This is a genomic window from Rudaea sp. 3F27F6, from assembly GCF_005503555.1.
In the GTDB taxonomy this organism is placed as follows: Bacteria; Pseudomonadota; Gammaproteobacteria; order Xanthomonadales; family Rhodanobacteraceae; genus Rudaea.
Genome location: NZ_SCNG01000001.1, coordinates 1,782,697 through 1,796,815, shown reverse-complemented (window position 1 = coordinate 1,796,815; position 14,119 = coordinate 1,782,697). Strand labels below are relative to the sequence as shown.

Below are 14,119 nucleotides of genomic sequence, written 5' to 3'. Positions count from 1 at the left end.
GCGGATGAACACGGATAGAGCAGATAAAAGCGAAATCGCAGATCGGGTTTAAGACAATTGCAATCCCTTTGCTCTTACCCTATCTCGTGACTGGCAGGCTTTTATCCGTGTTGATCGGTGTAAATCCGTGTCAAACGCTTTCTTCTCCATAAGGACAATTTCATGAGCGTAAAAGGCAAAGTCGCCCTGATCACGGGCGCCGCGAGCGGCATCGGCAAACGTATCGCCGAGGTCTACGCCGACAACGGCGCGCATATCGCGATCGCCGACATCAACCAGGCCGCGGCGGACGCCGCCGCTGAGGAAATCCGCGCGCGCGGCGTGAAGGCGACGACCGTGATCATGGACGTCACAGACGAAGCGGCGGTCGACGCCGGCATCGACAAGTGCGTGAAGGATCTCGGCAGCATCGATATCCTCGTCTCCAACGCCGGCATCCAGATCGTCAATCCGATCGAGAATTTCAGCTACGCCGACTGGAAGAAGCTCATGGCGATCCACGTCGACGGCGCGTTTCTGACCACGCGCGCGGCGCTCAAGCACATGTACGCCGGCAAGGGCGGCGCGATCATCTACATGGGCTCGGTGCACTCGAAGGAAGCGTCCAAGCTCAAGGCGCCGTACGTCACCGCCAAGCACGGCCTGATCGGCCTGGCCAAGGTCGTGGCGAAAGAAGGCGCGGCGCACAACGTGCGCGCCAACGTCATCTGTCCCGGTTTCGTGCGCACGCCGCTGGTCGACAAGCAGATTCCCGAGCAGGCGAAAGAACTCGGTATTTCCGAGGCCGACGTGATCAAGAACGTGATGCTCAAAGACACCGTCGACGGCGAGTTCACCACGGTCGACGACGTTGCCAACTGCGCGCTGTTCCTCGGCGGCTTCGAGACCAACGCGCTGACCGGCCAGTCGCTCGTCGTCAGCCACGGCTGGTTCATGCAGTAACGCATTTGCGGTTAGAGTGGGAGCAAGAATCTGGACCACGCAGAACACAGAGACAGACACCGCAAGGTCGTTGACCGTGCTTTCTCCGTGTTCTGCGCATTCTTGGCGATTGAATCTTCCTCTCCGTTGAATCTTTTCCTTCGTCACAAAGGTCGCGTATGGCAACCGTGAAAAAGAAGGCGGCAAAACTCGTCGCGCCGCGGCCGCGCGCGAAGGCGCCGACGCCGGCGGAATCCGCACGCAAGTACGACGCGATCGCGCTGATGCTGCAGGGCGGCGGTGCGCTCGGCTCGTATCAATGCGGCGTTTACGAAGGCCTGCACAAGGCCGGCATCCTGCCGAACTGGTTCGCGGGTATTTCGATCGGCGCGATCAACGCGGCGATCCTCGCCGGCAACGCGCCCGAGCAGCGCCTCGACCGCCTGCGTGCATTCTGGGAGCGCATTTCGATTCCCGCGATCCCGTTCGGCCATCAGATGTTCGAGTGGCAGGAGGCCTTGCGTCAGAAATTGCCGCTGGAGAACTCCACGCTCGCGCTCGCCAATGTACAGGGTGCACTCGCGGCGCTGCTGTTCGGCCAGTCGGGATTCTTCGTGCCGCGCTTTCCGCCGCCCTATGTCGGCGTCGGCCATGTGCAGTCGGCGACGAGTTTCTACGACACCGCGCCGCTGAAATCGACGCTCGAAGAATTCGTCGACTTCGACCGCATCAACGCGGGCGACGTGCGCTTTTCGGTCGGCGCGGTCAATGTGCGCAGCGGCAACTTCGTCTACTTCGACAACTTCGGCGCGGACAAGCGCAGCATCCGTGCCGAGCATGTAATGGCGTCCGGCGCGCTGCCGCCCGCGTTCGCACCGATCGAGATCGACGGCGAGCACTACTGGGACGGCGGCCTGGTCAGCAACACGCCGCTCGACCACGTGCTGAGTCATACGCCGCGCCGCGACAGCCTGGTCTTCCAGGTCGACCTGTGGCGTGCGCAGGGCGTGTTGCCGCGCAATGTCATGGAAGTGCTCGAGCGGCAGAAAGACATCCAGTATTCGAGCCGCACGCGCTACGGCACCAAGATCGTGCAGCGTTTCCAGGATCTGCGCACCACGCTCACCGCCTTGCTCAAGGAGATTCCGCCCGGTCATCTCACCGCGCAGATGCGCGCCGAGCTGGAGCCGTGGCTGTCCGACCGCGTGTACAACATCGTCCACTTGATCTACAAGACCAAGCCGTTCGAGGAGCAGTACAAAGACTACGCGTTCGCGCCGAGCACGATGACCGAGCATTGGCGCGCCGGCCTCGCCGACATGCGTAACACGCTGTCGCATCCCGAGTTCTTTGTGCCGCCTTCACGACGCGTTGGCGTCGTCACCCACGACGTGCATCGGCACGGGCGCGGTCCGGCCTCGGCGAAGTAGGGCTCGGCATGCAAGGTTCCGCGATCGACCGCCTGCGTGCGATGTGCGGAGGCCCGCGCGACGGCGCCCTGCTGCGCGTATCGATTGCGACGGCCCTGCTCGCGCAGGACGACGCAGCGGCCGCGATCGGCGAACTGCGCGCAGCACTGCACTTCGATCCCGATTATTCGGTGGCGTGGAAACTGCTCGGCAAAGCATTGACCGGCACCGGCGATGCGCCGGCCGCGATCGACGCTTATCGCCACGGCATCGCCGCCGCGCTCAAGCGCGGCGACAAGCAAGCGGAAAAAGAGATGGCGGTGTTTCTGCGCCGGCTGGAAAAGTGAGCGCGCGATCCGCGATCAGTACTGGGAAATCGTCGGATCGATCTCTCGCGCCCAGGCGTTGATGCCGCCGGCGATGTTGTAGACCTTGGTGTAACCGTGCGCGTGGAACTGCTCGGCCGCGCGCTGGCTGCGGCCGCCGCTGCGGCAGAGGAAGGCGATCGGCGCGTCCTTCGGCAGGTCGGCGAGCGCGCCGATGCCGTCGTCGAGGGTGCGGAACGCATGCTTCAGCGCGGCCTGCGCGCGTTCCTCGGGCGGGCGCACGTCGACGATGGTGATCGCTTCGTTCGCCGCGAGACGCTGGGCGAGCTCGGCGACGGAAAGCTGCTTGACCGTCGACGGTGCATTCGGATTGTCGATCGACAGCCCCGCGCCCTGCATTGTCTCGACCCAGTCGATACGGATGCCGCGCGCACGTTGAGCACTCCCCAAGTCGAACAGCACGTCGATGCCGTTCGATTCGGAACGGATCGCATCGTCGCCCGGTTCGGCGAGATGAAACTGCGGCTGGAAGCGCGCATCGATCGTGAGATGCAGGGCAAGCCCGGGCTCGGCATCGGCGAGCGCACTGCGGATCGCCTGCGCGGCCTGGTCGGTGATCGTGATCGACGGCGGCGTGCGGTCCGGCTGCGGCAGACCGAACAGCGCCTGCAGTTCGCCCGCGTTGTACATCGCCTGGACGATATCGGCGCCGCCGACGAGTTCGCCCTTCACGTAGAGCTGCGGAATCGTCGGCCAGTTGCCGTATTCCTTGATGCCTTCGCGCATCTCCGCGTCTTCGAGCACGTTCACGCTCGCGTACTCCGGCAGCAGCTCGTTGAGCACGCCCGACGTGGCCGCGGAGAAGCCGCACTGAGGCGCCTGCGGCGAGCCCTTCATGAATAGCACGACGGGGTTGTCGCGCAGCAGGGTTTCGATGCGGGTACGAGTGGCAGGGGCGAGCGACATGGCAGGTTCCACTTGAGATCGGGGCAGGAGATTATCCCCGATCTTGGGCCGCCCGCCGCGATTCTCAACCGCGGTGCCGGTCAGGCGTCAGGCCGCGGCCGGCAGCGGATCGGGCAGCTCAACGCCTGCTGCTTGGACAGCCGGCGAATTGGCCACGGACAGTTCGCGCTCGGTCCAGTGCAGCACTTCCATCGCGCCGTCGTGATGCTCGACGAGCGCCGTGCAGTGCTCGACCCAGTCGCCATCGTTGAGATAGAGGACGCCCGCTTCGTCGCGGATGCGGCCGCGGTGGATGTGGCCGCAGATATGGCCGTCGTAGCCGTGTGCGCGGGCGCGTTCGGCGACGCGGGCCTCGAAATCCTCGATGAAACGCCGTGCCGTGCCGATGCGCAGTTTGATGCCGAGCGAGATCGTGCGGTATTCGAGGCCGAGGCGTCGGCGCAGGCCGTTGCCGAGGCGGTTGAGGCCGCCGACGAAGCGCTGCAGCGCATCGCCGACGCGCACGAGCCACGCCGGTGCGGTGTGTTCGCCGTCGAACTCGTCGCCGTGGCTGACCTTGTAGCGACGGCCGTCGGCACCGACATGGACCGCGTCGAGCGCGATGTCGATGCCGCCGAAGCGCTGGCCGACGAAGCGGCGCAGCGGCGCGTCGTGGTTGCCCGGGATGAAGATCACGCGCGTGCCGCGTGCGGCGATCGCGAACAGCTCGGTCAGTACGGCTGTGTGGCTCGCATGCCAGTACGGCTTGAGCAGCATGTTCTCAAGATCGATGATGTCGCCGACGAGATAGAGCTTCTCGCTCGTCGTCGCGCGCAGGAAATCGAGCAGATAGTCGGCCTGACAGTCGCGCAGGCCCAGATGCACATCGGAGATGAAAATGCTGCGGTAGCGGCGCGTTTGCATGGCTGTATCCCGGTTCGACCCGGGAATGCAGCATAAGCAAAAAGTATAAAAAGTTTGTTTCTTGCGAAAGTCAGTGCGATGACACCGACGCGGGGCCGGGCCGGATCAGGGTGCGGCCAAAGCTCGTTCCGAGACCGGCAGAATCGCCTCGCTCCAGCGCCGGTAGGCCGCGCCGTTCGGATGCAGGCCGTCGTCGACAACCAACTCGGGATCTTCGCGCGAAAACGCCGTCACATCGACGTAATGCACGCGTTCGGCACGGGCGATTTCCGCATTGGCCGCATTGTAGAGATCGATTTCGCGGGCGGTCTGGGCGGGATCGCGGTCGCTGTCGCGGCCGAAACGGGTGACGCCCCAGTCGGGAATCGAGACGACGATCACGCGCTGCCGTTTCCCGTCCGAGAACTCGATCGCGCGGTGGAGCAGAGCGCGGAACTGGTCGCGGTAGTTCTGCAGGTCGCGGCCGCGGTATTGATTGTTGACACCGATGAGCAGGGTGACCAGCGCGTACGGCGGATGGAAGACGTGGTGCGACATCGCATCGGCGAGTTCGTCGGTCGTCCAACCGGTGCGCGCGACGATCTCGGGTGCGTCGATCGTGTGCCGGTATCGCAGCGCGTGCGCGAGCTGCACCGGCCAACGCTCGTGCTCGGCGACGCCTTCGCCGATCGTGTACGAGTCGCCGAGAGCGAGGAAGCGAGTGCTGTTCTTGATTCCCGCTGCGGCGGCACCGGCAACAACCGCCGACATCGCTCAGGCCACCTGCCGCTGCGGCTGCGCCGCGGCCATGCGCTCCAGTACGCGTTCGATGCGCGCGAACACTTCGCGCATCTGCGGCGCGAGCGGCAGCAAGGTGATGCGGAAGTGATTGCGCGGCACGCAATTGAAGCCGCGGCCCGGCACGATCAGCACGCTTTCGTTCTCAAGCAGATCAAGGGCGAAGGTCTCATCGTCGAAACCAGGCAGAAGATCGGCGCGCACACTCGGAAAGGCATACATCGCGCCCTTCGGTGCGACCAGATCGAGGAAGCGGCTCGTCGCGCACGATTCGATCACGGCCGCGCGGGTTTCGTACAGGCGGCCACCCTTGGCGACGAGCTGGGCGATCGTCTCGGGTCCTTCGAGCGACGGCGCGATCGCGTACTGGCCGGCGACGTTCGCGCAGAGGCGCAGCGAGGCGAGCAGGTCGAGCGCGGCTTCGAGCGGTTCGATCGCCGCCTTGGCGCCGGTCATCGACAGCCAGCCGACGCGGTAGCCGCAGGCGCGCTGCACCTTCGATAAGCCGTCGAAGGTCAGGCATGGCACCTCGCCGGCGATCTTCGCAAGCGGCGTGAATTCGGCGTTGTCGTAGACGATCTCGTCATAGATCTCGTCCGAGAGCAGGACGAGGCCGTGCCGCTCGGCGATGCCGACGATCGTTTCGAGCAGGCTGCGCGGATAGATCGCACCGGTCGGGTTGTTCGGGTTGACCAGCACGACTGCGCGTGTCTTGTTCGTGATCAGTGCCTCGATCTCGGCCGCGTCGGGCGTGTGCTCGCGCTCGGCCGGGCAGGTGTAGTAGACCGGGCGGCCGCCGTTGAGGGTGACCGCGGCGCTCCACAAGGGATAGTCCGGGCTCGGCAGCAGCACTTCGTCGCCGTCGCTGAGCAGCGAACGCAGCGCGAGGTCGATCAGTTCGCTGACGCCGTTGCCGATAAAGATGCGGTCGACGTGCGCCTGGGCGATGCCGTGCTTGTGCTGCTGGGCGACGATCGCCTCGCGCGCTTCGACCAGGCCTTTCTGGTGACAGTAGGCCTCGCTCGACACGAGATTGCGCTCGATCGCCTGGCGCACGTGGTCGGGCACGGTGAAGCCGAATACCGAGGGGTTGCCGATGTTGAGCTTGGCGATCTTGCGTCCGGCGGCCTCGAGTTCGAGCGCGCGGCGGGCGAGGGCGCCGCGGATTTCATAGCGCACGTTTTCCAGCCGCGCGCCGGTGCGCACGGGACTCGGGACTCGGGTGGACTGGCCTTGCATCGACATGGGAACCGCAGCCTTGTTGGGGGAGGCAAATAGTGGAATCGGTCATGCTAGCGAAACAAGGTCCAATTTCAAGCATTTTGCGGGCTTAACGGGTAGGGCAGGTAGAATTGCGCCAATGCAGATCGATGATGCAACCCAGCTTCGACTCGGCGCGATCGGCTGGCGTGAAGACACAGCGACGCCCGACGATGCCGCGGCCGACTCGCGCATCGCGCGTGTAATCGCGCAGCACCGCAACGGCTACGTGGCGAGCGACGGCGAGGCCGAATTCGCCGCCCAACCCGCACCACGCTTCCTGCGCCGCAGCGCCGATCCGGCCCTGCGCCCCGCGGTCGGCGATTTCGTCGTGGTCGACGCGGCGACGCCGGCGGTCATCCACGCCGTGCTGCCGCGGCGCACGACCTTGGCGCGCGCCGCGGCCGGCGAGCGCTATGCGCGCCAGATCATCGCGGCGAATATCGATACGGCCTTCGTGCTCATGGGCCTCGACGGCGATTTCAATCCGCGCCGCATCGAGCGCTACCTGCTCCTGATCGCCGGCAGCGGGGTCGCCCCCGTGATCGTGCTGACCAAGGCGGACAGGCTCGAGAACGAGGCGATGCACACCGAGATCGAAGCCTTGCGCGCGCAGATTCCGCTGGGCGTCGAACTGCATGCGGTCAACGCCAAGGATGCGGCCGCGGTCGCGCCGCTGCTGCACCATCTGCAACGCGGCGACACCGCGGTGCTGCTTGGATCGAGCGGCGCCGGCAAGTCGACCTTGACCAACACTCTGCTCGGCCACGAGCGCCAGGCCACCGGCAGCGTGCGCGATCACGACAGCCGCGGCCGCCACACGACCACGCACCGTGCGCTGATTCCGCTGCCGAGCGGCGGCTGTCTGATCGACACGCCGGGCATGCGCGAGCTCAAGCTCACCGGCGAGGAAGATCTCACCGCGTCGAGCTTCGACGACATCGAAGCGCTCGCCCTTGAATGCCGCTTCGGCGACTGCGCACACGGCAACGAGCCGGGCTGCGCGGTGCGCGCGGCGCTCGAGTCCGGTGCACTCGATCCGGCGCGCTGGGAAAATTTCAGAAAGCTGCGCGATGAACTCAATGCGGCAAACGAGTCGCTGCAGGCGCAGCTCGAACGCAAGGCCGGTGCGAAAGTGCTGACGCGCGCGCTGAGCAAACGCCTGGTGGACAAATATGGGAGGCGCTGAGTGTTTGACCACACGGCAAGGACGTGATGAATAGTTCGAGACCTGATCTGTCCGGCCTCGAGCAGGCTCTCAAGCAAGGGGACTTCGAGCGCGCCGAGACGGAAGCGCGCAGGTTGCTCGATGCCTTTCCGGAGCACGAGGAAACGATGCGCCTGCTCGGCGCCGCCTTGCGCGGTCGCGGCCAATTGCCTGAGGCGAGAAGGGTTCTCGCCGCGCTCGCCGCTCGCCGGCCCGACAATCCGCTCGCGCAGAACAGCCTTGGCGCCGTGCTGCGCTCGCTCGGCGATCTAGAAGGCGCTGCCGCCGCTCTGCGACGGGCCTGCGACCTCGCTCCCGACGTGCCGCCGTTCTGGTACAACTATTCGATCGTCCTGTTCATGCTCGATCGTGGCGAAGAAGGCCTCGCCGCGATGGACCGCATGCTCGCGCTCGCGCCAGGCAACGAGCAGGCGCACATCGTGCGCAGCCACATGCTGCGCGAACAGGGGCGCATCGCCCAGGTCACCGCGGAGTACCGTGCCGTGCTCGCGCGTCAACCCGATTCGCCGTGGGCCTGGTTCGCTCTGTCCAATCTGAAAAACGTGCCGATGAGCGAGGCCGAACTTGCCGGCATCCGGCGTGCCCTGGCCGTACATTCCGAGGCCGACGTCGAACGCACCGCGCTGTTGTTCGCCCTGGCCAAGGCCTGCGATGACAATAAGCTGTATGCGCAGGCCTTTGCCGCGCTGACCGAAGGCAATCGTGACGAGCGGCGACGGGTGCAATGGAACGCCGAGGAGTCGAGCGCGGAGGTCGATGATTTGCTGCGCGCTTTTGCATCGCTCTCCGTTTCTGCGCCGGACCGTCAGGGCGGCGAGGTTATTTTTCTCGTCAGCCTGCCACGTTCCGGTTCGACCCTGATCGAGCAAATTCTCGCCTCGCACCCGCAGGTCGAAGGCGCCGGCGAGCGTTACGATCTGCAGGCCGTGCTCGACGAGGAAACGCGCCGATGCGGCGTCCCGCTGATCGAGTGGACGGCGCAGGCCGGTGCAGACGATTGGTCGCGGCTCGGCAAGCGTTATCTTGAACTCACCGCAGGCTTGCATGGACAGCGGCCGAAATTTACCGACAAAGCCTTGTCGAACTGGCGCTATGTCGGTGCGATCCGCGCGATGCTGCCGGCGGCGAAGATTGTCGTCTGCCGGCGCGACCCGGTCGAAACCTGCTTCTCGTGTTATCGCCAATTGTTCAGTGCCGGCGGCCATCCCTACAGCTACGACATCGGCGAGCTGTCCGCTTTTTGGCGCGACTTCGATCGCGCCTGCGCGCAATGGCAGGCGCAGCATCCCGATCACGTGTACGAACTCGTCTACGAAGATCTCGTCCGCGATCAGGAAGCGCAGACGCGCGCGCTGCTCGGGTTCTGCGGCCTCGATTTCGATCCGGCCTGTCTGCGTTTTTTCGAGACCGAACGCAAGGTCTCGACGATCAGTGCCGCGCAGGTGCGCGAGCCGCTGCGCGGCGATACGGCGCAGGCGGCGAAATACGGCAGCCTGCTCGATCCGCTGCGCACCGCGTTGGGCCTGCCGCCTTACGAAGCCGGCGCCTGAGCGCGGGGTTCAACTGATCTTGAACTCCTCGGCAAGCCAGTCGAGGAACACGCGCACGCGCGCCGGAAGATGGCCGCCGCGGCCGAGATAGACCGCGTTCAACGGCTCGATGTCGCCCGGATTGAACGCCTCCATCACGGCGACGAGGCGGCCCGCGTCGAGATCGCGCTGGACGTGGAACGTCGACAAGCGCGCGAGGCCGAGGCCGGCCAGCACGAGCGCGCGCAGCGCCTCGCCGTTGCTGACGCGCGCGGGACCGTTGATCGGCAGGCTTGCCGTGCCGCCGCGGCGTTCGCGCAGCGGCCAGGTCTCGGTGCTGTGCGCGTAGTTGAAGCCGAGCCGCACGTGCTTTTCGAGTTCCTTTACGATCGTCGGCGTGCCGTGCCGGCGTAGATAGGCGGGCGCCGCGACGATGGCCTTGCGGCTGTCGCCGAGATGGCGCGCGACGAGGCGCGACGAAGGCAGGCGCCCATGACGCATCGCCACGTCGGCGCGCTCGTCGACGAGATCGACGACGCGGTCGGTCAGGTCGACGTCGAGCGTCACTTCCGGATAACGCGCAAGAAATTTCGGTAGGGCCGGCATCAACAGGCACTGGCCGAACACCACGCTGCAGTTGACCCGCACCCGGCCCCGTGGCGCGGCGCCTGCGGCGACGGAACGCTCGGCTTCGTCGAGTTCGGCGAGCGCGCGCTGGCTGCGCTCGAAGAACGCTGCGCCTTCGGCGGTCAGCTCGAGCTTGCGCGTCGAACGCTGCAGCAGGCGCACGCCGAGCCGCGCTTCGAGCCGCGCGACGAGTTTGGAGATCGCCGACGGCGTCATGCGCAGCTCGCGCGCGGCCGCGGAGAAGTTGCGCCGCGACACGGCGCGCACGAACGCCTCCATCTCGCCCGCGCGGTTGACTTCGAGTCTCGGCATGAGAATTCAAATCACAAATGGTTTTCCCAGCGGCATTCTAGTCACAGATGGAATGCGCCACCAGAATGCCGGCATCGACGCATTTCGCGTCCATTCCTTCCCGGAGATTTCCATGCCTCTCGCCTTGTACGCCCTGACGGCCGGCTCGTTCGGCATCGGCTGTGCCGAGTTCGTCATCATGGGCCTGCTTCTGCAGGTCGCCTCCGACCTGCATGTATCGATCGCCGCGGCCGGCATGCTCATCTCGGTCTACGCGTTCGGCGTGTTTCTCGGCGCGCCGGTGCTCACGGTCGCGACCCGGTACATGCCGCGCAAGGCAGTGCTGATCGCCCTGATGGTCATCTATACGGTCGGCAACCTGCTCTGCGCGCTCGCGCCGAACTACGAAATCCTCATGGTCGCACGCGTGATCACTTCGCTGACCCACGGCACCTTCTTCGGTGTCGGCGCCGTCGTCGCGACCGGCCTCGTCGCCGAGGACCGCAAGGCATCGGCGATCTCGGTGATGTTCGCCGGGCTTACCCTCGCCACCCTGCTAGGCATGCCGGCCGGCGCCTGGCTCGGCCTGCATTTCGGTTGGCGCGCGACCTTCTGGGCGATGGCCGCGATTGGCCTCGTCTCGATGGCGGTGATCGCCGCGCTCGTGCCGCGCAGCCGCGAAGCGCACGTGCCGGCGCCGCTTGCCGAGGAACTGCGCGGCATCGCGCGTCCGCAGGTCGCGCTCGGACTCGTCATGACCATGCTCGGCTTCGCCGGCGTGTTCGTCGTGGTCGCGTACGTGCAGCCGCTGCTGGTGCAGATCGGCGGCTTTTCCGAGGCAGCGGTGTCGCCGGTCCTGCTGCTGTTCGGCGGCGGCATGATCGTCGGCAATCTCGTCGGCGGAAAACTCGCCGACCGCTGGCCGACGCCGGCCCTGGTCGGCACCCTGCTTGCGCTCGCCGCCGTGCTCGGCGCGATGAGCTTCGTCCTGCATAGCCCGGTCGCGATGCCGGTGTTCGTCGGCCTGCTCGGCATTGCCGCGTTCGCCACCGTCTCGCCGCTACAACTGCGCGTGCTGCGCAAGGCCGAAGGCGCGGGACAGAACCTTGCGTCGAGCTTCAACATCGCCTTTTTCAATCTCGGCAACGCGTTTGGCGCGTGGCTCGGCGGTATGACGATCGATCACGGCCCGGGATTGGCGGCGCTGCCGTGGATCGCCGCGGTTGTCACACTGTCCGGTCTCGGTGTCGCACTCGTCGCGTTGCGTCTCGATGCACGCGCCGTGTCGTCGCCCGCCGTCGTCGCCGCTGCGGCCTGCCGTTGAACCTGTCCTGAGGAGAACGAAATGGAATATCGCAGTCTGGGTGCGTCGGGCCTCAAGGTGCCGGCGCTGAGTTTCGGTACCGGCACCTTCGGCGGGACGGGCCCGCTGTTCGGCGCCTGGGGCAACACCGACGTGGCCGAGGCACGGCGCCTGATCGATCTGTGCCTCGATGCCGGCGTCAATCTGTTCGACACCGCCGATGTGTATTCCAACGGGGCGTCGGAAGAAGTGCTCGGCGAAGCCCTGCGCGGACGCCGCGACAAGGCGCTGATCTCGACCAAGACCGCGCTGCCGACAGGCGACGGACCGAATGATGCGGGTGCCTCGCGCGAGCGGCTGATCCGCGCGGTGGACGCGGCGCTGCGCCGGCTGAAGACCGACTACATCGATCTGCTCCAGTTGCACGCGTTCGACGCCGGCACCCCGCTCGAGGAAACCTTGTCGGCGCTCGACGATCTCGTGCGTGCGGGCAAGCTGCGCTACGTCGGCGCTTCCAATTTCGCCGGCTGGGAATTGATGCGCTCGCTCGGCGTGGCGGAGAAGTACGGTTATCCGCGCTATGTCGCTCATCAGGTGTACTACTCGTTAATCGGCCGCGACTACGAATGGGAACTGATGCCGCTGGCCAAGCAGCAGAACGTCGGGGCCCTGGTGTGGAGCCCGCTCGGCTGGGGGCGCTTGACCGGCAAGATCCGCCGCGGCCGGCCGTTGCCGGCGACGAGCCGGCTGCATGCGACGGCGGACTTCGGTCCGCCAGTGGACGACGAACGTTTGTACCGCGTAGTCGACGTGCTCGACGAAGTGGCGCAGGAGACCGGCAAGTCGATCGCCCAGGTGGCGATCCACTGGCTGCTGCGCCGGCCGACGGTATCGAGCGTGATTCTCGGAGCGCGCAATGAGGAGCAATTGCGCGACAACCTCGGCGCGATCGGCTGGACGCTGAGCGACGGGCAGATGTCGCGCCTCGACGCGGCGAGCGCCGTCGAAGCACCCTATCCGTATTTCCCGTATCGCCGCCAGGCCGGCTTTGCCCGGCTCAATCCTCCGGTGACTTGATCTCGTTCGCGCGGCGGCGCGGCGAGCGCCGGATCGGATCGGCTTGAAAATCCGTGTCGATGAGGTAGTGTTGCCTCTCTAACCGCGAGGGAGGCATGGGCGACGACACCGCTGCGTTGAACGCGTTCGCCGAACTGGACCGCCGCCTCGTCGCGGCGGTGAAAGGCATCAAGCTGCTCGGCGCGGTGAGCTGGCCGGCGTCGGTGCAGGCGCAGTTCCTCGACGGCTGGCGGCGCAAGGCTCCGTCACTGCCGACCGTCGCTTACGCCAAGCACGACTACTCGGCCGTGCGCGAGGAGTTGCAGAACATCTTCCTCGCCGCCGACGCGCAGCATCCAATCGGCGACTATCTGCGCCGCGCGGCGCAGTCGTGGGTCTACGCGACCGAACTGCTCGACGCGGCCGGCACGATGGCGATCACCGAACACTCGGCGCGCCTGTTCGGTCGCCCGGGCGACCGCCTGCCGGGCGGCGCGGTCAGCAATCTCGATGCCGCGCGGCATTTCATCGAGCTGGCCGACGAACTCGGCCGCGAACTCGACGACAGCGACGACGCACCACGCATTCCGGCCGAACAATTGTGCGGCGATCTGCAGCAGCAGATCAGCGCGTTCTTTACCCACAGCAAGGTGACGGTCGAGCTCGATCCCGACCTGATCGCCAAGGCCGCCGCAGGCCCGACGCGCATCCGCGTGCGCGCGGGCGCCAACTTTTCCCAGTACGACCGGCACCAGCTGCTCGAACACGAAGCCTTCGTGCATTCGCTGACCGCGCTCAACGGGCGCGAACAGCCGCATTTGAAATCGCTCGCGCTCAACTCGCCGCGCATCACCGCGACGCAGGAAGGGCTCGCGACCTTCGCCGAGCTGATGTCCGGCGCGATCGACATCGGCCGCATGAAGCGCATCAGCCTGCGCATCGTCGCGATCGATCGGGCGTTGAGCGGCGCCGACTTCATCGAAGTGTTCAAGTTCTTTCTCGACGCCGGCCAGAACGAAGCCGATAGCTTCACTTCGGCGATGCGCGTTTTCCGCGGCGCGCCGACCACGGGAGGCGCCGCGTTCACCAAGGACGCGGTCTATCTGCATGGGCTGCTCTCCGTGCACACGTTCTTCCGCTGGGCGCTGAAGAATCAGAAACTCAAACTCTGCCGCAGCCTGTTCGCCGGCAAGATGACCCTGCATGACGTGCTCGCGCTCGAACCGTTTTTCGATTCGGGCTACATCGCCGCGCCCGTGTATATTCCGCCGTGGGTGCAGAACGCGCACGGGCTTGCCGGCACGCTCGCGTTCTCGCTGTTCGCCAATCGCATTCGTCTCGACCGCGTCGAGGCGGAAGATCTGGTGTTGGGGGTGTGATGCTGGCGTGTTCGTGCGATCGCCTGACGATCGAAGAGCAATAGCCTGCATCACGAACGTCACGAGCAGGAACCGCAAAGCGTACCGAAGGAATTTTCCGTTTTGTTCGGCGTGTTCCGCTCTTCTGCGTGGTGACGTCTTGTG

Annotated in this window: 13 protein-coding genes; 8 read left to right on the top strand and 5 right to left on the bottom strand. The window is 65.9% G+C overall.

What is annotated here, in order from left to right; translation table 11 throughout:
- The first annotated feature begins 162 nt into the window (after positions 1-162).
- The 3 genes from FFS30_RS07645 (at position 163) to FFS30_RS07635 (ending at position 2,677) form a co-directional block, all read left to right on the top strand.
- Positions 163-942, top strand: a complete 780-nt coding sequence (locus FFS30_RS07645) for a 3-hydroxybutyrate dehydrogenase (RefSeq protein ID WP_137912453.1) — start codon at positions 163-165, stop codon at positions 940-942.
- A 158-nt stretch (positions 943-1,100) separates the two neighbouring features.
- Positions 1,101-2,351, top strand: coding sequence for a patatin-like phospholipase family protein (locus FFS30_RS07640; protein ID WP_137912452.1), 1,251 nt, complete (start codon positions 1,101-1,103; stop codon positions 2,349-2,351).
- A gap of 8 nt (positions 2,352-2,359) precedes the next feature.
- Positions 2,360-2,677, top strand: coding sequence for a hypothetical protein (locus tag FFS30_RS07635; RefSeq protein WP_137912451.1), 318 nt, complete (start codon positions 2,360-2,362; stop codon positions 2,675-2,677).
- Between the two features lie 15 nt (positions 2,678-2,692).
- Here FFS30_RS07635 and grxD read toward each other — a convergent pair whose 3' ends face one another.
- The 4 genes from grxD to FFS30_RS07615 all read right to left on the bottom strand — a co-directional run bounded on the left by grxD (position 2,693) and on the right by FFS30_RS07615 (position 6,547).
- Entirely contained in the window at positions 2,693-3,622 is a 930-nt protein-coding gene (gene grxD, locus FFS30_RS07630; protein ID WP_137912450.1) for a Grx4 family monothiol glutaredoxin, read from the bottom strand.
- An 87-nt stretch (positions 3,623-3,709) separates the two neighbouring features.
- Entirely contained in the window at positions 3,710-4,525 is an 816-nt protein-coding gene (locus FFS30_RS07625; protein WP_137912449.1) for a UDP-2,3-diacylglucosamine diphosphatase, read from the bottom strand.
- Positions 4,526-4,630: 105 nt separating this feature from the next.
- Positions 4,631-5,275, bottom strand: coding sequence for an SGNH/GDSL hydrolase family protein (locus FFS30_RS07620; RefSeq protein ID WP_137912448.1), 645 nt, complete (start codon positions 5,273-5,275; stop codon positions 4,631-4,633).
- A 3-nt stretch (positions 5,276-5,278) separates the two neighbouring features.
- On the bottom strand, positions 5,279-6,547 hold the full coding sequence (locus FFS30_RS07615) for an aminotransferase class I/II-fold pyridoxal phosphate-dependent enzyme (RefSeq protein WP_249352246.1): 1,269 nt from the start codon (positions 6,545-6,547) through the stop codon (positions 5,279-5,281).
- Between the two features lie 115 nt (positions 6,548-6,662).
- On the opposite strand from FFS30_RS07615, the gene rsgA reads away from it, so the two are divergent.
- Positions 6,663-7,751 (top strand): ribosome small subunit-dependent GTPase A, encoded by a 1,089-nt coding sequence (rsgA, locus tag FFS30_RS07610; RefSeq protein WP_137912447.1) that lies wholly within the window; start codon positions 6,663-6,665, stop codon positions 7,749-7,751.
- A gap of 26 nt (positions 7,752-7,777) precedes the next feature.
- Complete coding sequence (locus FFS30_RS07605) at positions 7,778-9,340, top strand: sulfotransferase (protein WP_137912446.1); 1,563 nt, start codon at positions 7,778-7,780, stop codon at positions 9,338-9,340.
- Between the two features lie 9 nt (positions 9,341-9,349).
- On the opposite strand, the gene FFS30_RS07600 is transcribed toward FFS30_RS07605, so the two are convergent.
- A complete protein-coding gene (locus FFS30_RS07600; protein WP_137912445.1) occupies positions 9,350-10,258 on the bottom strand; it encodes a LysR family transcriptional regulator in 909 nt (302 codons plus the stop codon).
- Between the two features lie 112 nt (positions 10,259-10,370).
- Between FFS30_RS07600 and FFS30_RS07595 the strand changes: the two genes are divergently transcribed.
- The 3 genes from FFS30_RS07595 (at position 10,371) to FFS30_RS07585 (ending at position 13,975) form a co-directional block, all read left to right on the top strand.
- Positions 10,371-11,561 (top strand): MFS transporter, encoded by a 1,191-nt coding sequence (locus FFS30_RS07595; RefSeq protein ID WP_137912444.1) that lies wholly within the window; start codon positions 10,371-10,373, stop codon positions 11,559-11,561.
- Positions 11,562-11,582: 21 nt separating this feature from the next.
- A complete protein-coding gene (locus tag FFS30_RS07590) occupies positions 11,583-12,617 on the top strand; it encodes an aldo/keto reductase (protein ID WP_137912443.1) in 1,035 nt (344 codons plus the stop codon).
- A gap of 95 nt (positions 12,618-12,712) precedes the next feature.
- A complete protein-coding gene (locus tag FFS30_RS07585) occupies positions 12,713-13,975 on the top strand; it encodes a flavohemoglobin expression-modulating QEGLA motif protein (protein WP_137912442.1) in 1,263 nt (420 codons plus the stop codon).
- Positions 13,976-14,119: the final 144 nt, after the last annotated feature.

Coding starts and splice junctions, on each gene's coding strand:
- FFS30_RS07645 (WP_137912453.1), top strand. CDS start 163: ATGAGCGTAAAAGGCAAAGTCGCCCTGATCACGGGCGCCGCGAGCGGC.
- FFS30_RS07640 (WP_137912452.1), top strand. CDS start 1,101: ATGGCAACCGTGAAAAAGAAGGCGGCAAAACTCGTCGCGCCGCGGCCG.
- FFS30_RS07635 (WP_137912451.1), top strand. CDS start 2,360: ATGCAAGGTTCCGCGATCGACCGCCTGCGTGCGATGTGCGGAGGCCCG.
- grxD (WP_137912450.1), bottom strand. CDS start 3,622: ATGTCGCTCGCCCCTGCCACTCGTACCCGCATCGAAACCCTGCTGCGC.
- FFS30_RS07625 (WP_137912449.1), bottom strand. CDS start 4,525: ATGCAAACGCGCCGCTACCGCAGCATTTTCATCTCCGATGTGCATCTG.
- FFS30_RS07620 (WP_137912448.1), bottom strand. CDS start 5,275: ATGTCGGCGGTTGTTGCCGGTGCCGCCGCAGCGGGAATCAAGAACAGC.
- FFS30_RS07615 (WP_249352246.1), bottom strand. CDS start 6,547: ATGTCGATGCAAGGCCAGTCCACCCGAGTCCCGAGTCCCGTGCGCACC.
- rsgA (WP_137912447.1), top strand. CDS start 6,663: ATGCAGATCGATGATGCAACCCAGCTTCGACTCGGCGCGATCGGCTGG.
- FFS30_RS07605 (WP_137912446.1), top strand. CDS start 7,778: ATGAATAGTTCGAGACCTGATCTGTCCGGCCTCGAGCAGGCTCTCAAG.
- FFS30_RS07600 (WP_137912445.1), bottom strand. CDS start 10,258: ATGCCGAGACTCGAAGTCAACCGCGCGGGCGAGATGGAGGCGTTCGTG.
- FFS30_RS07595 (WP_137912444.1), top strand. CDS start 10,371: ATGCCTCTCGCCTTGTACGCCCTGACGGCCGGCTCGTTCGGCATCGGC.
- FFS30_RS07590 (WP_137912443.1), top strand. CDS start 11,583: ATGGAATATCGCAGTCTGGGTGCGTCGGGCCTCAAGGTGCCGGCGCTG.
- FFS30_RS07585 (WP_137912442.1), top strand. CDS start 12,713: ATGGGCGACGACACCGCTGCGTTGAACGCGTTCGCCGAACTGGACCGC.